This is a genomic window from Rhodoferax sp. (genome assembly GCF_012927445.1).
Taxonomy (GTDB): domain Bacteria; phylum Pseudomonadota; class Gammaproteobacteria; order Burkholderiales; family Burkholderiaceae_C; genus Rhodoferax.
The window spans coordinates 182,893-202,051 of record NZ_JABBPD010000001.1 but is presented as its reverse complement, the minus strand read 5'-3'; the positions used below and the strand labels follow the sequence as shown (position 1 = coordinate 202,051).

Here is a 19,159-nt window from a genome sequence, read left to right as displayed (position 1 = left end):
CGTCAAGGGGAGAAGTTCGATGACATTTTGGGCTTGTTTAGCCGCACGGCATTGAGCGCTATCAAGCGTTGACGGCCTCGGGTCGCGTGCGGGGCAGCCCTAGCGGCGTGACGACACTAGGATGCCGCCCAAAATCAGGACAAAAGCCATGACGTGGTACAGCTGCGGTATCTCGCCCAAGAAGGCGCTGGAGAGCAGGGCAGTGAACAGCGGCGTCAGGTTCGAGAAAAAGCCGGCCGCTGCCGGACCAGCCCGGCGCACGCCGGCACCCCAGGCGCGGTAGGCGATCAGCGCGGGGCCGACCGCAATAAATGCCAAGGCTGCAGCCAGTGGCCAACCCCACTGGATGTGCGCTTTAGTTAGCGCCCACTCGCCGCCCGCAAACAGCCCGGACCAAGCCAAACCAAACGCCACTTGCGCCAGCAAAAAAGCCGACCAGTCGGCGCGGATGTCTGCGGGTTCGGTGGTCGGGCGCGCCAGCATCCAGCTGTAATAGGCCCAGCCCGCCGAGGCCACCAGGATGTACAAGTCGCCCGGCACCAACCGCACCTGCAGCAGCACTTCAAACTGACCGCGGCACAGCACCAGCAAGACGCCGCTGATCGACAGCGCGGCGCCCAGCAGCTGGCGCCGCGAAATGGCAACGCCAAAAAAAAGGCGTCCGATCAGCAGCATCCAGACTGGGATGCTGGAGCCCACCAAGGTGACATTGATCGGGGTGGAGGTGGTCAGGGCCAGGTACAGCAAAGCGTTGTAGCCGCCCACGCTGAACAGGCCGAGCAGCGCAAAACGCCGCCAGTTGGGCCAGAGCGGGCTGCTGGGCCGCAACACGTTGCCCGCCAGCGGCAGCAGCACGGCAAACGCCAGCAGCCAGCGCAGAAAATTCAGGGTCATGGGCGACACCAGATCACTGACCAGACGGCCGACCACGGCGTTGCCAGCCCAGAGCAGGGGCGGCAGGGTGAGCAACAGGGCGGCAGTGGGTGTCAGTTTCGGGTGCATGGTAGGACTGTAGCAAGTGGCGCGTGAATGACCTCGACAAGACGTCTTGCCGTATTTCATGGCACGATATCGGTCGATACAACTTTAATAATTTCAGACATGACTTCAATTCCTTCCCGCGCCATTCGCATTGATCAAAATGGCGGCCCCGAGCAGCTCAAACTGGTGCAGGTCACCGTGGGGGACCCCGGTCCCGGTGAAATCCGCATCCGTCACCATGCGGTCGGTCTGAACTTTATTGACGTCTACCAGCGCAGCGGTCTTTACGCTTTGCCAATGCCTTTGCAATTGGGCATGGAAGCCGCTGGTGTGGTGGAGGCGGTGGGCGAGGGTGTGACGCACTTGCAAGTCGGTGACCGCGCCGCCTACGCCAGCCAGCCGCCGGGCAGCTACTGCGAATTGCGCGTTATGCCGGCCAAGTGCGTGTGCAAACTGCCGGACGCTATTTCTTTCGAGACTGGCGCCGCCATGATGCTCAAGGGCCTGACGGCGCAATACCTGCTGAAGCGCACCCAGCCGCAGGGCGGTTTGCAGGCTGGCGACTTTGTACTGTTCCATGCCGCCGCCGGTGGCGTCGGTCTGATTGCCTGCCAGTGGGCCCGCGCCATGGGCTTGCAACTGATCGGCACGGCCGGCTCGGACGCCAAATGTGCATTGGCCAAAGAGCACGGCGCTGCGTTTGTCATCAACTATTCCACCGAAGACTTTTTGGTCCGCGTCAAAGAAATCACCGGCGGCAAGGGCGTGAAGGTGGTGTACGACTCGGTCGGCAAAGACACCTGGGACAAGTCGCTCGACTGCCTGGCACCGTTCGGTCTGATGGCCAGCTTTGGCAACGCTTCCGGTCCGGTGGCGCCGTTTGCTCCCGGCCTGCTGGGCGCCAAGGGCTCGCTTTATGTGACACGCCAGACCTTGTTCAACCACATTGCCACGCGCGAGAGCACGCAGGCGATGGCCGATGATTTGTTTGAAGCCGTGACCAGCGGCAAGGTCACGATTCGCATCGACCAGCGCTACAAGCTGGAAGACGTGCAACAGGCGCACCGCGACCTGGAAGCGCGCAAGACCACCGGCTGCACTATTCTGACGCTTTGAGACTGGGCTTGGCGGGCGGCACCGATCGCCGCTGCCGGGTCGGTGCGGGCGCGCTGGCCGAGCCCAGAATCGGATAGGCCATGGCGCAGATCAGCGAGTTGATGCGTTTCAGGTCGCTGATCAGGTCCAGGTGCAGCGAACTGGTTTCCATGCTGGGCACGGTATTGACGGCCAGGCGCTCCAGGTGGGAGGCAGCATAGGCGTGCTCCAGATCGTGAAAGCGGATTTTTTCTTCCAGCAGTTTTTGTGCGTCGCGCTGATTGCCATTGAGGAAGACGCTCATGCCCAGGCGCAGGTTGTTGACCAGGTGGCCGTGCAAGTCGGTGATCTCGGTCATGCCCGCCGGCGAGAACTCCCGCCCTGACTTGATCTTTTTGTCTTCAACATCCAGCAGCACCCGTCCGATGATGTCGGCAATCTGCTCCATGTTGAGGGTGAAGCTGATGATGTCGCTCCAGCGGTGTCCTTCTTTTTCGCTCAGGGCGTCGCGCGAGATTTGGGTCAGGTAATGCTTGATGTCCGTGTACAGCAGGTTCACCGTATCGGCCATCTTTTGTAGACGCTGCGCCAGCTTGTGGTCGTTGTTTTTGATCACCTCCAGCAGGCCCAGCAGCATGGTTTCCACCACATCGGCCTGGTGCATGGCCTCGCGCACGGCGCACGAAAAGGCCAGTGAGGTGGTGGTCAGCGCGGACGGGTCCAGATGGCTGGCGCGCCCGGTGCTGCTGCTTTTTCTGGGTTTGGGTAGCCAGGATTCGGCCCAGCGGGCAATCATTTGGGTCAGGCCGATGAAGAGCAGCCACGCCATCAGGTTAAAGCCCAGATGAAACAGCACGACGACGGTGGCCACATCGCCCAGCAGTGGGCGGGCATGCTGAAACCAGAGACTGACGAAAGGCGCCGCAATGGCCACGCCCAACACCTTGAACACCAGATTGCCGAGCGGCACCTGACGCGTTTCCACGTTGGCGTTGAGGGTGGTCAGCACCGAGAGCAGGCCGCTGCCGAGGTTGGCGCCCAGCACCAGGCCCAGCGCCACGTCCACCGGCACCACCCCGGTGCTGGCGAGGGTCGCGGTGAGCAGCACAATGGCCAGGCTGGAGTAGCTCAGCACGGCCAGCAGGGCGCCCAAGGTGATCTCCAGCAGCAAGTCACTGCTGAGCGAGGCCAGCAAGGCTTTGATGGCTGGTGCCTGCGTCAAGACATTGGCCGACTCCCGGACCAGGTTCAGGGCCAGCAGCATCAGTCCCAGACCAATCAGAATCCGCCCGACCCGCCCGGCCGTGGTTGATGGGCGGGCAATGAACAGCACCACCCCGATCAAGATGAAGAGCGGCGACAGCCAGGACAGATCACGCGAGAACAGCACGGCCATCAGGCTGGTGCCAATGTCGGCGCCCAGCATCACCGCCAGCGCCGCAGGCAGCGACATCAGTCCCTGGCCGACAAAGGCCGACACGATGAGTGCGGTGGCCGTGCTGGACTGCACCAGTGCCGTAACGCCAATGCCCGAGACCGTGGCTTTGAACCGGTTGCTGACGCTCTGCGCCAGCACGTTGCGCAAATTGGCGCCCAGCACGCGCAGGATGCCGGTGCGCACCAGTTGCGTACCCCAGACCAGCAGGGCAATCGCGGCCAGGAGGTTCAGCAGGTGCGTCAAGGCAGTCCCCGTTGTTTGTCTGGCCTAGCGCCCGCGCCGCACGCGCAGCAGTTCATCCAGGATCAGACAAGCGGCGCCGATGGTGATGGCGCTGTCGGCCAGATTGAAGGCCGGAAAGTGCCAGCCGCGCCAGTGAAAGTCCAGAAAGTCGACCACGTAGCCATACAGCACCCGGTCAATCACATTGCCAATGGCGCCGCCCAGAATGCAGGCCAGGGCAAAAGCAAACAGTTTTTGTCCGGCGTGCGACTTGAGCATCCACACAATCAAGGCCGCCGCCAGGAGGCCGATGGCCGTGAAGAACCAGCGTTGCCAGCCCCCCGCCCCGGCCAGAAACGAGAATGCCGCGCCACTGTTGTGCACCCGCACCACGTTAAAGAAGCTGGTGACGTGGGTGGCGTCACCCAGTTTGTAAAAGCCGACGATCAAGATCTTGGTGAACTGGTCGGCCATCAGCAGGATGGCGGCCAGACCCAGCCACTGCAACAGGCCACCCGACGAAGAACCACCGGACCTGAAGTTGGATTTGGCAGGCCCCCCGCCTGGTTTGCGGGCCATCAGGCAAACGCTCGGGTTTCACCGGCGCCGAACAGGTTGCTGGTGCAGCGGCCACACAAGGTGGGGTGCGCGGCGTCAACACCGATGTCGTCGCAATAATGCCAGCAGCGCTCGCACTTGATGCCATTTGAGGCGCTAGCCCTTATGGCGATTGCGTCACCAGCTACTAAAGTAATAGCGGAAATGATAAAAACGAATTTCAGGTCATCGCCCAGGCTGGTCAGCAGCGCGAAATCCTCGGCATTCACCGTGAGTTCCACATTGGCTTGCAGGGAGGAGCCGACCTTGCCTTCGGCGCGCAGGGTTTCGATGTCCTTGTTCACCGCATCGCGCAGCTCGCGGATGCGGGCCCACTTGGCCAGCAAGGCGGTATCGGGCGCCGCCAGCTGAACGTAGGTGTCCAGGAAAATCGACTCTTTGGTTTTGGCTGGCGTTTTGCCTGCCGTACCCAGCACCGCCCACGCCTCTTCCGCGGTAAAGCTCAGGAACGGCGCCATCCAGCGCAGCATGGCTTGCGTGATTTGCCACAGCGCGGTCTGCGCACTGCGCCGGGCCAGCGACTTCGGTGCCGTGGTGTAGAGCCGGTCTTTCAGCACGTCAAGGTAGAACGAACCAAGGTCTTCCGAGCAGTAAATTTGCAGCTTGGCCACCACCGGGTGAAATTCATAGACCTCAAAATGCGCCAGGATGTCGGCCTGCAACTGTGCCGCACGGCTCAGGGCGTAACGGTCAATCTCCAGCATCTGGGCCAGCGGCACGGTGTCCGCCGCCGGGTCAAAGTCGCTGACGTTGGCCAGCAGGAATTTGAGCGTGTTGCGCACACGGCGGTAGGTGTCCACCACGCGGGCCAGGATTTTTTCGTCGCCGGCAATGTCGCCGGAGTAGTCGCTGGCCGCCACCCACAAACGGATGATTTCGGCGCCGAGCTTCTTCGAGGTCTCTTGCGGATCGACGCCGTTGCCCTGGCTCTTGCTCATCTTGTGGCCCTTGCTGTCCACGGTGAAGCCGTGGGTCAGGATGCCTTTGTAGGGCGCGCGGCCGTACATGGCACAGGCCGTCAGCAGGGACGAGTGGAACCAGCCGCGGTGCTGGTCGTGCCCTTCCAGGTACAGGTCGGCTTCCGGGCCGGTCGCGTGGCCGGCGCCGGCGTGCGAGCCCTTGAGCACGGTGGTGTGGGTGGTGCCGGAGTCAAACCAGACTTCCAGAATGTCGCTGCTCTTGCTGTAGGCTTGTGCATCCACCGCACCGAGAATCGATTCGGTCGTGACCTTGCTCCAGGCTTCCACTCCGCCTTGCTCGATCATGTCGGCGGCGATGTCCAGAATCTCCATGGTGCGCGGGTGCAGTTCGCCACTGTCTTTGTGCAAAAAGAAGGGCAACGGCACGCCCCAACTGCGCTGTCTGGAGATGCACCAGTCGGGCCGGCCGGCAATCATGTCGCGCAGGCGGGTTTTGCCGTTCTCAGGGTAAAACGCGGTTTCTTCAATCGCGTCCAACGCCAGTTGACGCAACGATTTGGGCGCTTTGTCCTTGGTGAAGACGCCTTCGCCTTCGTCCATGCGGATGAACCACTGGGCAGCGGCGCGGTAGATGACCGGCGTTTTGTGGCGCCAGCAATGCGGGTAGCTGTGCACGATGTCAGAGGTGGCCATCAGGCGGCCGGCTTCGCGCAAGGTGTCGATGATGACCGGGCAGGCTTTCCAGATGTGTTGGCCGCCGAACAGCGCCAGTTCGGGCTCGTAAGCGCCGTTGCCTTGTACCGGGTTCAGGATGTCGTCGTAGGCCATGCCGTGCGCGACGCAGGAGTTGAAATCCTCTACCCCATAAGCAGGTGCCGAGTGAACGATGCCGGTGCCGTCATCCGCAGTGGCGTAGTCGGCCAGGTAGATCGGGCTCAGGCGGTCATAACCGGCATCCACATGGGCCAGCGGGTGTTTGAAGTTGAGGCCCGCCAGGGTTTTGCCCTGGGTGGTGGCGACCACGGTACCGGTGAGCTGGAAGCGTTCCAGGCATTTGTCGACCAGACTCTCGGCCAGCAGCAGCAGGCCGCGCTCGGTGTCGACCAGCGCGTAGGTCAGTTCCGGGTTCAGATTGAGCGCCTGATTGGCCGGAATGGTCCAGGCGGTGGTGGTCCAGATCACGGCAAACGCTTCTTTGTCGAGCGCCGTCAAGCCAAAGGCGGCCGCCAGTTTGGCCGGTTCGGCGCTTAAGAACGCAACATCCAGCGTTTGTGATTTTTTGTCGGCGTATTCGATTTCAAACTCGGCCAAGCTGGAGCCGCAGTCAAAACACCAGTACACGGGTTTGAGGCCGCGGTAGACAAAGCCGCGTTCCACCACGCGTTTGAAGGCGCGCAGTTCTTCGGCCTCGTTCTTGAAATCCATGGTGCGATACGGGTTGTCCCACTCGGCCAGCACGCCCAGGCGTTTGAAGTCGGTGCGCTGCAGGTCGATCTGCTCGGTGGCGTAGGCGCGGCTCTTGGCCTGCATCTCGTCGCGCGGCAGCTTGCGGCCAAACTTCTTTTCAATCGCGTTCTCAATCGGCAGGCCGTGGCAGTCCCAGCCCGGGATGTAAGCGGCGTCCATGCCTTGCAGCTGGCGCGCCTTGACGATCATGTCTTTCAGGATTTTGTTGACAGCATGACCCATGTGAATCTGGCCGTTGGCGTAGGGCGGGCCGTCGTGCAGCACGAACTTGGGTGCCCCCGCTCTGGCTGCGCGCAGTTTCTTGTAAAGGCCCTGGTCTTCCCAGTTTTTGACCCAGCCCGGCTCACGCTTGGGCAGATCACCGCGCATCGGAAACGGGGTGTCCGGCAGGTTGAGGGTAGCGCGGTAGTCGGTCTTGGTGACGGTTTCAGTAGCAGGCGTGGGTGTATTAGTCATGGTGGCGCTGGGTTGCAAAGTACGCACGCGCTTGCTGGCAATCACGGTTGATGCCAGCCGTCAGCGCGTCAAGGGAGTCGTACTTCAGCTCGTCGTGCAGTTTGTGAAGGAGTTCAACTCGGATAATTTTACCGTAGGCCCCCTCGGGGCCGAGGCTGGCGGGCCAATCCAGGCAATGGGTTTCCAGCAGCACCCGCCCGCCATTGATATCGGACGGGTCGAGTGACGGCCGAATGCCGATGTTGGCAACGCCCGCCAGCGGCAGTTCGGTCAAGCCATGCACCAGCACCACAAAAATGCCGCTGGCGGCGGGTTTCCAGTGGGCAAAGCGCAGGTTCAGGGTCCGGAAACCCAGTTCGCGCCCCAGTTTGCGGCCGTGCACCACATGGCCCGAGATGCGGTAGGGTCGCCCCAGCAGCCGCGTCACGTCGTCCATGCGGCCTTCCGCCAGCGCGTCACGCACGGCCGAGCTGGAAACGCGCAAGCCGTGCACCTCATAGCTGTTCATGCGCGCCACGTCAAAGCCTTGCGCGACCCCAGCCGCATCCAGCAGGGTGTAGTCGCCGGCGCGGCGGAAACCAAAGCGGAAATCATCGCCCACCAGCACATATTGGGTGCCCAGCCCCTTGACCAGCACCTCGTCGATGAACGCCTGGGGCGACAAGGCCGCCAGCCGTGCGTCAAACGGCAACACCACCGTCTGGTCCACGCCGCACTGGGCCAGATCAGTCAGTTTGTCGCGCAGGGTGCCAATGCGGGCGGGGGCCCGCTCACGCTGATGGGAGACGGCGGCGAAATAATCGCGTGGATGCGGCTCAAATGTCAGGACGCAACTCGATACGCCGCGCTGCTGGGCCTCGCCGCGCAGGAGCGCCAGCATGGCTTTGTGGCCCCGGTGCACGCCGTCAAAGTTGCCAATGGTCAGCGCGCAGGATTGCGCGACGCCGGGGTGATGTAAGCCGCGAAAAACCTTCATTGGATCGGTATCTTTTTGATAGCAGACTGCGCCATTGACTGAAGCGCTGGACGCCAAATTGTCATAAAAACAGCGTATATTGTGTCCTAGGCGGCGGAGCGAAGAAATTTGCCCTGCTGCAAGCGGCAATCGGATTTCGTGTCAGTGGTTCATTTACTGTTCCAGGAGGCGTGTTTTGAAGGTCTTGAAGCTGTCAGCCCAAGGGCTGCCCCAATCGTGGATTTCGCTGGAGCAAGCGGTGATTCATTACGCCGCGGAAGAAGTGCGCTGGGAGATGGGGCGAGAAGTCGCCGTCTTTCATGGGGGCCATAACGCGCTCACCGGCGTGCAATCCATCATCACCGTCAACAGCATCATTGGCACCCGGGGCGTATCAAGCATCAATCCCTTCAACCTGAAGCCAGGGTTGACCAACAGCAAGCTGTTCGCGCGGGACCGCAATATTTGTGCCTATTGCGGCGAACATTTTCATGAAGAAGTCCTGACGCGGGAGCACATCATTCCATTCGCCCAGAACGGCATCGACACCTGGATGAATGTGGTCACCTCATGCCGGCCCTGCAACCACCGCAAAAGCCACCGCACGCCCGAACAGGCCCATATGCCGCTGCTGTACACCCCGTATGTGCCCAGCCTATGGGAAGACTTCATTTTGCGCAATCGCCGCATCCTGGCTGACCAGATGGAGTTTTTGATGGCACATGTGCCAAAGTCGTCGCGTCTGGTTTCCTGAAAGTGGGTATCCATCGCCATCCGCATCGTTACACTTTCCCTAACTGAGTCCCAGGGAGAATAACGATGGCTTCTCGAACAGTCGGCAGACAGGCGACCCACTGGGCATTGCTTTTGGGCAGTGCCTTTTTTACGGCGGCCGCACCGGCGGCCCGGGTGGACCAGTCCGCCGTTCAAACCCCTTCTGTTGTGCCGCCGGCGCTCATGCTGGCCAAACATTGGCGCGCCGGGCTTGATCCGCTTGGTTTTCTGGTCAGTGAGAAACTCGATGGCGTGCGTGCGTTTTGGGATGGCCACACGCTGCGTTTTCGCAGTGGTCGGCGCATTGCAGCACCCGACTGGTTCACGGCGGCGCTGCCGGACACCCCACTGGATGGCGAATTGTGGCTTGGCCGCCGCAGTTTTGATCGCCTCTCTGGCATCGTTCGCCGCAGCGTTCCGGTGGATGCCGAATGGCATGAACTGAGTTACATGATTTTTGACCTGCCGGGCGGACGGGGTTCGTTTGGCGAGCGGGCGGCGCGTGTCGTGTCTCTGGTCGATTCGGTGGACGTGCCGTGGCTCAAAGCGGTTCCGCAGTCCCGCGTGCCTGATCGCGAATCGCTGCAACTGGAACTGCTGCAAATCGTGGGCGAGGGCGCCGAAGGGCTGGTGCTGCATCGCGCCGATGCCGACTGGAAACCCGGGCGCAGCGATGCACTGCGCAAGCTCAAAGTGATCCCGGATGAAGACGCGCGGGTGGTGGCCTACCAGCCCGGCAAGGGCCGCCATGCAGGACGTTTGGGGGCGCTGGTGCTGGAAATGCCGAACGGCCAGCGCTTTGCCCTGGGCACCGGTTTGACCGACGCCCAGCGCGCCACGCCACCGCGGCTGGGGGCGTTCGTCACCTACCGGTACCGGGAGCGGACTCCGACGGGGTTGCCGCGTTTTGCCAGCTTTTTGCGGGTGCGTGAAGCCGAGTAAACGCAGGCCAAGGCCTCAGCTCAGGCAAACACGCCGGCGGTGTCCTGCATCCGGCGGGCTACTTCACCGAGGTGATGCAGGCTGTCGCCAAACGTCATCTCCAGCTGGGTCAGCTTTTTGAAGTAATGGCTCACGATGTATTCGTCGGTGACGCCGATGCCGCCATGCAGTTGCACCGCCTGCTGTCCCACAAAACGCATGGAATTGCCCAGTTGGTATTTGGCCCGGGCCATCGCCGCTCGCCGCTCCTGCGCGGGCGCGTTGAGTTTGAGCGCGGCGTAGTAGCTCATGGAGCGCGCCAGTTCGAGTTGCATTTTCATGTCCGCAGCGCGGTGCCGCAAGGCCTGGAAGCTGCTGATGACGACGCCAAACTGCTTGCGCGTGTTGAGGTAGTCGGCGGTAATAGTCAGGGTTTTGTCCATCACGCCGACCGCTTCAGCGCAGGTGGCGGCAATGCCGATATCCACCGCATGTTCCAGCGCGGTCAAGCCGTGAAGCGTGATCAGGGTGGCGGGCGCATTTTGCAGTGTGAGTTCGGCGGCGCGGCTGCCGTCTTGTGTGCCGTAGCCCCGGGTGTGGACACCGCTGGCGGTGCGTTCCACCAGAAACAAGGCCAGTTGGCCGTCGACCATGGCTGGCACGATGAAGGCATTCGCCAGATCGCCGGTCGGTACTATGCTTTTTGTAGCTGTTAGCGTATAGCCGACGGGGGCCGGAGTCGCTTTAGCCTCGCAAACATCGAGCCGGTAGCGGGCGGCGCGCTCTTGGTGCGCCAGCACCACCAGCGCTGCGCCGCTGGCCACTTGGGGCAGCCAGGCCAATTTGACGGCGTCAGGGGCGTAGCCGCTCAGCACGCCACCGGCGATCAGGCTTTGGGCCAGGGGCTCCAGCACGATGCCGCGCCCCAGCTCCTCCATCACCACCATGCCCTCGACCGGGCCCATGCCCATCCCGTCATGGGCCTCCGGAATGTACAGGCCGCACAGGCCGAGATCGGCCATCTCCTGGAACGCGTCACGGGAAAAGCCACCGGCTTTGACCGCCGCGCGCCGGCGCTCGAAGCTGTAGCCCTTGTCCACCCATTTGCGCACCGCGTCGCGCAGTTGTTCCTGGTCGTCAGAAAAATCAAAATCCATGATGAGAGTCCTTTTATCCGAGTACGACTTGGGAAACGATGTTGCGTTGCACTTCATTGCTGCCACCGTAAATGGTGGTCTTGCGCATGTTGAAGTAGGTGGAGGCCAGCGGCGCGCAGTAAGCCGCGCCCACCGCCTCGCCCTGCCAGCCGGCTTCCATCGCCTCGTGAATGAGCGGCAGCGCGTAAGGTCCGGCCGCCAGCATCATCAGTTCGCTGTAGCGTTGTTGAATCTCGCTGCCACGAATCTTCAAGAGGCCGGCAATGTCGAGCGACTGCTTGCCGGATTTCTCGGCGGCCAGCACGCGCAACACCATCATCTCCAGCGCCACCACGTCCACTTCCAGCTTGGCGATTTCGTCGCGAAAGCGCGTGTCGGTGTAAACACCTTCTGCCTTGGCAATGCGTTTGAGGCGCTCCAGTTCGCGTTTGGCGCGGTTCACGTCGGCAATGTTGGTGCGCTCATGGCTCAGCAGGTGCTTGGCGTAGGTCCAACCCTTGTTTTCTTCGCCAATCAGGTTCTCCACCGGCACTTCGACATTGTCAAAAAAGACCTCATTGACCTCAGCCTCGCCGTCCAGCAGCACGATCGGGCGCACGGTGACGCCGGGCGAGGCCATGTCGATCAGCAGAAAGCTGATGCCGGTCTGCGGTTTGCCCTCGGTGCTGGTGCGCACCAGGCAAAAAATCCATTCGCCGTACTGGCCCAAGGTGGTCCAGGTTTTCTGCCCATTGACGATGTAGTGCTTGCCCTGCCGTTCGGCGCGGGTTTTGACCGAGGCCAGATCCGAGCCGGCGCCCGGCTCGCTGTAACCCTGGCTCCACCAGACGTCGCCGCTGGCGATGCCGGGCAAAAAGCGCTGTTGCTGCTCGGCATTGCCAAACGCCATGATCACCGGCGCCACCATCACCGGGCCAAACGGCACCACGCGCGGGGCGCCCGCCAGCGCGCATTCTTCTTCAAACAGATGTTTCTGGACCGAGTTCCAGCCCGGGCCGCCAAATTCCTTGGGCCAGCCATGGCCGAGCCAGCCTTTCTTGCCCAGAATTTTGGCCCAGCGTTGCATGTCGTCCCGGCTCAGCCGCAGGGCGTTGTGCACTTTGTGCGAGATGTCGGGCGGCAGGTTCTCACTCACCCAGGCGCGAATGTCTTCGCGAAACTGCTGCTCTTCAGGGGTAAAGGCCAAATCCATAAACGGGTCTCCAAATATCCCGCATTTTTAGCACGGTCGTTCGGCTAACTCTGTCCGGGGGGTGACACGCCCAGTTCGCTGCACAGTTTTTGTACCGTTTCACGCAATTGCGCCATTTGCGTTTCGAGTTGGTCGATGCGCGCCGCCAGGTTGCCGGTGACCGATCCGTCGCCGGAACGTGATGCGTGCTCCGCGCCAGTCTGCGTCGCGTCCACCGGGCCGCACAGCAGATGGGCCCAGCGCTGCTCCCGGGTGCCGGGGCCGCGCGCCAGCTTGACGACCAAGGGGCCGCCTTTTTCCGGCGAGCGGTCCTGCAGTTCTTCCAAAAAACCCTCGACGGAGGAGATGTCGGCAAACTTGTACCAGCGCTCGGTATTCAGGCGCAATTCGCCCGCCGTTTGCGACCCGCGCAGCATCAACATCCCCAATAGCACGGCCGCTTGTTCATAAACGCCGATGCCACGCTGAAAGTTATGTTCATAGCGCGTGGTACGGCCACCGCTGGTTTCACGCACCAGCCCGGCCGATTTAAGCTCGTCAATCGCCGTCGCCACTTGTGCTTCCGTCAGCTCCATCAGCGGATCGCGCGTCGTTTTTTGGTTGCAACCCGTCAGCAGCGCGTTGAGGCTGAGCGGGTAGCTGTCTGGCACGGTGCGGGCCTTTTCCATCAGGGTGCCGAGCACGCGGGCCTCGATGGGCGTCAGGATCGGGGTGAGCGGGGGGGAGGAGGGAGTCAACGTCATAAAATTAAGCCAGGTATGAAAAACATTGTTATTTTGATCTCAGGCGGCGGCTCCAACATGGCTGCCATCGTTAAAACCGCAAAACGCGATGGCTGGCACGACAAATTGGGGGCTCGGGTAGCCGCAGTCATCAGCAACAAGGCGACCGCGCAGGGTCTGATTTTTGCGCAAGAACATGGCCTTGCGACCAAGGTGCTGGACCATAAATCCTTTGCCTCGCGCGAGGCGTTTGACGAGGCGCTGTCTCAGGCAATTGATCGTTTTGATGAACCGGGGCAACCGGCGCTGGTGGTGCTGGCCGGTTTCATGCGGATTCTGACCCCTGGGTTCGTGGCTCGTTACGCGGGCCGGCTGCTGAACATCCACCCCTCGCTGCTGCCGGCATTTCCCGGGCTGCACACGCATCAGCGCGCTATTGACGCCGGTTGCCGGTCAGCCGGGGCGACCGTGCACCAGGTCACCGCCGAGCTGGACCATGGCCCGATCCTGGCGCAAGCGGTGGTGCCGGTGCTGCCCGGCGATACGCACGACACGCTGGCGGCGCGGGTGCTGACGCAAGAGCATCTCATCTATGCGCAGGCGATTGCGCAATTACTACAAAAATAATAGCTTCGTGCGCTTATTGCACGGGGGCTACAGCCTGTTTTCTTATAAATTTGGTATCTACAGAGAGACGCCGCCAGATTCGCCTTTGTTAGCAAACTGATACCTGTTGTTTGTGCGATTGTTGACAAGCTTGTGATCGTCTGCTGAAGACCCTTAGCGGGTGCTCACCACCTGCAGCTTTCGGGTTCTCCAGTGCAACTCCAGTCAGAAGCCGTTCGTGGCATTCGGCAACGTGCCCAAAACAGTCATAGAGGCTGTCCAAACTAGCACCCGGAGGCGCCATTCGATCACGGCTCGGCTTATTTCTATCTGGAAAAATGCGTTATTCTCCACGCCAATATTCACATAAAGCGCTTTAAAAGATAGTGCGTAAGGGAGAATTGATGATGATAGTTCTCGACCGGTATTTATCGCGATGTTCTATCGGGTTTTGGAGACTTAGCCAGACCAATTCGTCGATTCATTGATGGAATTGAAAATGAACTTCAGCGAAGAACGAATGCGTCTCTACCGATGGATGCGTACACAACTATTTGGTTTTGGATCAGATAACGACAACGACGACACCGCAACGAATCTGACGGGGATGAAGCCTTCAGAGCGATTTCAGTGTGGCGTGCTTTTCCCTGTCATGGCGAAAGCGACTGAATCCGTTGTTGAGGTCGACTTGAGCGAAGATGTAAGTGGCATGAGCGCTGATGGTGCCGAACCAAGTCAAGTCAGCTATGTTCGCTATGTACCCCCTTCTTCTGTTGGATTTTCGTTTTACATCGTGGGGGAAAACGCTCAACTGGAAGTTCGCGCGTGGGGCGTGCGATATAAAATCAACGACACAAACGTTAAAGATGAACATCGTGTGTGGACTAGATATCCGTTGTCAAGAGCGGAGGAAACACTCATTCCATTCTCGCCCTCAAATATCGCTTTGCAGCCAGATTTTCGTTCGGTTGAGATTTTCGAAACTTCACATGATCATCCCGATGGTAAATCAAAGGGCGTCATACAGACCCTTTGGCGCCGATATGGGCTTGGTTGGATTGTTACCGTTTCCCTGTGCAACAACCAAGTATGCGCGTCAATAAATGAATTCCCCGATGCAAAAGCCTGGCAGAGAAAGAAGGAGGAATCTACTCTATTCGAAGTGGAACTTGAATGCCGAATTCTTTCTGGCGTGGTGGGCGACTACCCACGAACTGATCCATCATTGCTAAACGACGAAGACCAAGACCTTGAGCTGCAATACCAACACAGGCGCATTTACGCCATTGGCCATGGGGCAGCGGTAGATTGGGGCGATCCTGCGAAGGGACCAATAGCAAAAATACGTGCCGATTTTTTACCCACGGTTGAGGTACCGCAGGTGACTGCAGATACAGGGAACGAAAGTGAAAATGCGCTTGATCTGGCTTTTTTGGCTGAAATCACCAACAACCCAACGGCGGTAATTCAATCATTGTCTGATTTCGTTGATGGTTATGCCGACTGGCTTACAGAGCGTGAACAAACCGCCACTCAACTTACTGCACACCAACCGGCGGCTAATAGAATTTTGGCGCGTGTCAGCCAAACGCTGTCGCGAATGAGAAACGGGATCAAACGGTTGCAAGATGATAAGGTGGCTCAATTGGCGTTCTCAATTGCCAACCGCGCCATGCTGCTTCAAATGAAGCAAAGCCAGCAAGTGAACGGTCAAACACCGCGCGCACCTCGTTGGCGACCATTTCAACTTGGCTTTGTTCTTACATCGCTTGTCTCGTCTATCGACGAGGATTCAGGTGACCGAGATTTGGTGGATCTGATCTGGTTCCCGACTGGTGGTGGCAAGACTGAAGCGTATCTTGCTCTGTGTGCTTTTGTCATCGCTTGGCGTAGGAGAAAATTTCTGGCAACTGGCGGCGGCACCACCGTGTTAATGCGATACACCCTCCGTCTTCTTACCGCACAGCAATTTGAACGCGCAAACAGGCTTATCTTTGCGCTTGAGCACCTCAGAAAAGCAGAACCAGCTTTGGGATTGGGTTCAACGCAGATCGATATCGGAATTTGGGTAGGCGGCAACACCAGCCCCAATACTTTTCACAACGCTGTAGATACCGTAGTTGAAAGTACTGCAAGAAAAACGGTACCAAAAAAACTATTGGTCACACAATGCCCTTGGTGTGGAACCGCGTTTCAAGCACCCACCAACTATCGTGCAACGGCGACCAGTTTCCATTTTCAATGCCACAACGCCGACTGTTCGTTTTCAACTCACAATGGTTGCGAGGCACTGCCTTGCAATGTGGTTGATGAAGCCTTGTTTGAAAATCCGCCGACACTGCTTATTGGCACCATCGACAAATTCGCCCGTCTGGCATGGGATCCACGAACCTCGGTATTTTTTGGTCGATCAGGTAACAGGCCACCTGATTTAATTATTCAGGATGAACTCCACTTAATTGCCGGACCACTAGGTTCTGTGGCAGGGGTGTACGAAGCCGCTATTGATACCGTTATTCAAAGCAAAGGTGTGCGACCAAAATACGTTGCCTCGTCTGCAACAATTCGCAACGCAGCCGAACAGGTGCGCCAGTTGTATGCGAGAGAAACCGCCATTTTTCCTCCGCCAGGTCTATCCGCTGACGATGCATATTTTGCAAAGACCGTTCCGATTGAACAAAGACCTGGGCGGATGTATGTAGGCTATCTGGCCCCTGCTCGCGCGCCCGCGGAATCGATTACGCCGTTGGCTGCGGCTTTACTGGCAGCCCCCACCATCCTGTTCGATGATCAGTCAGAACGTGAACTGTTGCTGGATGCTTGGTGGACATTGGTCTCATACCACGGCAGTCTGAAAGGCATTGGGAACGCGTACAACGCCATCGACAAGGATGCACGGCGATATATCGAGGCTTACATCCAGGCAGCGAAAGCGCAGTCGCCTCAGTCTGGTAATGACGAGCGCTGTCCTGACCGACTGGATTCGACTCGCAGACGAGTGCAGCAGTTGTCCAGTGTTGTGGATGGCGATACCAACCACACCACCTTTGCCAGACTCGCCAAAACATGGCAGGACGATGACCGACTCGACGTTTTGGTTTCTACCAACATGATCTCAGTAGGTGTTGATATTCCCCGGCTGGCAGCCATGATCGTGAACGGCCAACCTCTGACCACGGCGGAATACATCCAGGCCAGCAGCCGTGTGGGCCGTGGCGATGTGCCGGGCATTGTTTTCACCAACTATTACCGTAATCAGGTCCGAAGTTGGTCGCACTTTGAGAGCTTTCGTGCGTACCACGAGTCCTTTTACCGCCATGTAGAGCCGACAAGCGTCACGCCATTTTCCTACCCATGTCGTAAGCGTGCACTGCACGCGGCCTTGGTTATCGTGATGCGCCATGGGGCAGGTTTGTTGTCAGAAGCAGCAGTGCAAGACTTCGATCCTGCAGTTCCCCATATTTCTAACCTGATTACCATGCTTGAAAACCGGTGTCGTAATGCCGATTCCGATCGGGGCGATGCCACTGCTGCACACCTCGAAACTCTGCAACACGAATGGCGTGCCTTTATCGAGGTGAATGCCAATATCATGCCGATCAAATACTCTGAAAGTGACAAACAAAAGAACTCAGAACGTTTGCTGTATGACTTTGATGCCCGCATCAAAGGCGTATGGCCGACACTTCAGTCGATGCGAAACGTGGAGCACGTTGCCTTGGTGAAATTGACATGAGCGAACTTATCCCGGTAAGATTTTCCCATCTGCTAGGCTTTGCGGGCATCGGTTCGATTATTCGCTCAGAGCGATACCTCTACACAATCAAAGACACCCGCACGTGGCCCGTCACTTATCCTATCCCCTACCTTGAGAGGGTTCGGTGTGCTCTTGAGTTGAGTCAGCAATTGCATGAACCCCCCAAGGGAATTGATGGTGATCCACAAACACTTCTGCCTGGTATGCGGTTTCCATCATGGATGCGGTGCAGCAATAAGAATTGCGAACTAATGCATTGGCGACCATGGAATCAGCCCCATGACCCCAAAACCGGACCGTGTTGCACAGCTTGCGGACACCCGCTCGACCAATACCCTTGGGTTGTTATTGACAATTTCGGGCGCATGGATGACGTGCCGTGGCACTGGTTGCTTCACCGAGGCAGCAACTGCCGACATGACTGGCAAAAGCAAACGATCAAACTCCATGAAAACAATACCGGTAAACGTTGGACACTTGAATGTACAGTGAAGGGCTGTAGCAAGGGCGGTAGCGGAAAAGTTGATCAAGACGACAACATCAATCAAAATGCTGGTCTAAACGTAGTTCGGCATCAACCTTGGCTTAATGAAAAGGATGCGGTTCTGCAAGTTCCAGAAGACGTAGTGCCGGAGGTAAGGATAGCCGACGTAAGCAGTCCTGGACTCTATGCGGTTCCAATGTGCTCTGCATTGGTCATCCCGCCTGAATCTCGTATTGAACGAGGCAGTGTTACTGACTTGCTTTATCGAAGTGGCCCAGACAAAGTTGCACTAAAAAATGCAAGAAATGCAAAATCGCGTGAACTCTTTTTTAGAAATATAAAGGATAAATTTGGATGCCTTCTTAGTGAGGTCAAGAAGGCATGGGAAGAAATTGATCAACCAGATGGTTTTCCTTTGTATGGTGAAACGTTTTCGCCTGGACAGATGCAGGAGGATGAGTTCAGGGCAATCTTGACAACATTCCCCGACCAACGTGAAGACGAAGATTTGGTGACATTTTCGCGTACCAGCCAATGGAAGCATTTGGCTGATCGAATTGGCGGCGAGCGTGAGCTCGCATGCATTGGCGTGATACAGGAGCTGATTGATGTCAAACGATTGCGGGAAATCCGAGTATTCAAGGGCTTTACACGGCTTGGTGGTCCGACTCCACCTGTGCCGCCCAATATCGTAGGTCAAGAAGCTTGGCTGCCTGCTATTGAGTTGTTCGGGGAGGGTGTATTTCTTGTGTTGTCTGAAAAAGCACTTGGACAATGGGAGCAACAACCCAGTGTCATCAAAATCGCAGCGGAATTGCAAGAACGATTTGAAGCAGCAGGATTGGACGATCAAGTACGAACAAATGGCGGTATGCAACAACCTCCAAACGGGCGCATCACGCCACGGTTTATTTTGCTGCACACACTGTCGCACATGTTGATCCGCCAGTTTGAGACATCTGCCGGCTACCCGGCATCGTCCCTAAAAGAGCGTATTTACTGCGGCTCAAACATGGCCGGTTTATTGATCTATGTGGCAGTGCCAGACGTTGCAGGCTCCCTTGGCGGCCTATCCGAACTTGCCAAGCCTGAGCGATTTCTAGCTGTGTTGTCTGAGACCTTCAGAAAAGCCGAATGGTGTTCGCTGGACCCTGTCTGTTCCGAACATGAAGGACAGGGCCCACACCAATTGAACCGATCCGCCTGCCATGGCTGTGCATTGATACCTGAACCAGCATGTGTGCTGGGTAATGAAATTCTGGACCGAACTTTCGTCAAGGGTGATCACAGCAAGGGGATTGCCTCACCGCTTGAGTTCGCGTTATGAGTACCTCGCATCAGTGCCAACAATGTGGTCGAATCGACAGTCGGCAAGACGCCAATTTCTGTTCAGA

14 protein-coding genes are annotated in these 19,159 nt (G+C 58.5%); 6 read left to right on the top strand and 8 right to left on the bottom strand.

Annotation, left to right across the window (positions count from 1 at the left end; all coding sequences use genetic code 11):
• Positions 1-99: 99 nt before the first annotated feature.
• Entirely contained in the window at positions 100-1,002 is a 903-nt protein-coding gene (locus HHJ17_RS00885; protein WP_296500198.1) for a DMT family transporter, read from the bottom strand.
• A 99-nt stretch (positions 1,003-1,101) separates the two neighbouring features.
• Between HHJ17_RS00885 and HHJ17_RS00880 the strand changes: the two genes are divergently transcribed.
• Positions 1,102-2,097 carry a quinone oxidoreductase gene (locus HHJ17_RS00880; protein ID WP_296500196.1) on the top strand — a complete coding sequence of 332 codons (996 nt, stop codon included), beginning with the start codon at positions 1,102-1,104 and terminating at the stop codon, positions 2,095-2,097.
• Here the strand turns inward: HHJ17_RS00880 and HHJ17_RS00875 are convergent.
• Genes HHJ17_RS00875 through HHJ17_RS00860 form a run of 4 tightly spaced genes read right to left on the bottom strand, consistent with a single transcriptional unit; the run spans position 2,081 to position 8,173 of the window.
• Complete coding sequence (locus HHJ17_RS00875; RefSeq protein WP_296500193.1) at positions 2,081-3,757, bottom strand: Na/Pi cotransporter family protein; 1,677 nt, start codon at positions 3,755-3,757, stop codon at positions 2,081-2,083. The genes HHJ17_RS00880 and HHJ17_RS00875 overlap by 17 nt on opposite strands.
• Positions 3,758-3,781: 24 nt before the next feature.
• Positions 3,782-4,315 carry a signal peptidase II gene (lspA, locus tag HHJ17_RS00870; RefSeq protein WP_296500192.1) on the bottom strand — a complete coding sequence of 178 codons (534 nt, stop codon included), beginning with the start codon at positions 4,313-4,315 and terminating at the stop codon, positions 3,782-3,784.
• Positions 4,315-7,197 (bottom strand): isoleucine--tRNA ligase, encoded by a 2,883-nt coding sequence (gene ileS / locus HHJ17_RS00865; protein ID WP_296504678.1) that lies wholly within the window; start codon positions 7,195-7,197, stop codon positions 4,315-4,317. The genes lspA and ileS overlap by 1 nt, the downstream gene beginning before the upstream one ends.
• On the bottom strand, positions 7,190-8,173 hold the full coding sequence (locus HHJ17_RS00860) for a bifunctional riboflavin kinase/FAD synthetase (RefSeq protein ID WP_296504677.1): 984 nt from the start codon (positions 8,171-8,173) through the stop codon (positions 7,190-7,192). The genes ileS and HHJ17_RS00860 overlap by 8 nt, the downstream gene beginning before the upstream one ends.
• Before the next feature lie 175 nt (positions 8,174-8,348).
• Between HHJ17_RS00860 and HHJ17_RS00855 the strand changes: the two genes are divergently transcribed.
• Together HHJ17_RS00855 and HHJ17_RS00850 are read left to right on the top strand one after the other, a co-directional pair.
• Entirely contained in the window at positions 8,349-8,906 is a 558-nt protein-coding gene (locus HHJ17_RS00855; protein ID WP_296504675.1) for an HNH endonuclease, read from the top strand.
• A gap of 65 nt (positions 8,907-8,971) precedes the next feature.
• Positions 8,972-9,868 carry a DNA ligase gene (locus tag HHJ17_RS00850; RefSeq protein WP_296504673.1) on the top strand — a complete coding sequence of 299 codons (897 nt, stop codon included), beginning with the start codon at positions 8,972-8,974 and terminating at the stop codon, positions 9,866-9,868.
• Positions 9,869-9,888: 20 nt separating this feature from the next.
• On the opposite strand, the gene HHJ17_RS00845 is transcribed toward HHJ17_RS00850, so the two are convergent.
• The 3 genes from HHJ17_RS00845 to HHJ17_RS00835 are packed head-to-tail and all read right to left on the bottom strand — an operon-like array spanning position 9,889 to position 12,939.
• Positions 9,889-11,004 (bottom strand): acyl-CoA dehydrogenase family protein, encoded by a 1,116-nt coding sequence (locus HHJ17_RS00845; protein ID WP_296504672.1) that lies wholly within the window; start codon positions 11,002-11,004, stop codon positions 9,889-9,891.
• Positions 11,005-11,017: 13 nt separating this feature from the next.
• Positions 11,018-12,196, bottom strand: a complete 1,179-nt coding sequence (locus HHJ17_RS00840; protein WP_296504671.1) for an acyl-CoA dehydrogenase family protein — start codon at positions 12,194-12,196, stop codon at positions 11,018-11,020.
• Positions 12,197-12,240: 44 nt separating this feature from the next.
• On the bottom strand, positions 12,241-12,939 hold the full coding sequence (locus HHJ17_RS00835) for a YceH family protein (RefSeq protein ID WP_296504670.1): 699 nt from the start codon (positions 12,937-12,939) through the stop codon (positions 12,241-12,243).
• Positions 12,940-12,954: 15 nt separating this feature from the next.
• On the opposite strand from HHJ17_RS00835, the gene purN reads away from it, so the two are divergent.
• The 3 genes from purN to HHJ17_RS00820 all read left to right on the top strand — a co-directional run bounded on the left by purN (position 12,955) and on the right by HHJ17_RS00820 (position 19,092).
• Positions 12,955-13,545: a phosphoribosylglycinamide formyltransferase gene (gene purN / locus HHJ17_RS00830; protein WP_296504669.1), complete on the top strand. Its 591-nt coding sequence runs from the start codon at positions 12,955-12,957 to the stop codon at positions 13,543-13,545.
• 466 nt (positions 13,546-14,011) lie between these two features.
• The gene (locus HHJ17_RS00825) at positions 14,012-17,260 is read left to right on the top strand and encodes a helicase-related protein (RefSeq protein WP_296500173.1); all 3,249 of its coding nucleotides are present in this window, start codon (positions 14,012-14,014) and stop codon (positions 17,258-17,260) included.
• Positions 17,257-19,092, top strand: coding sequence for a DUF1998 domain-containing protein (locus HHJ17_RS00820; RefSeq protein ID WP_296500171.1), 1,836 nt, complete (start codon positions 17,257-17,259; stop codon positions 19,090-19,092). Before HHJ17_RS00825 ends, HHJ17_RS00820 begins: the two co-directional genes overlap by 4 nt.
• Positions 19,093-19,159: the final 67 nt, after the last annotated feature.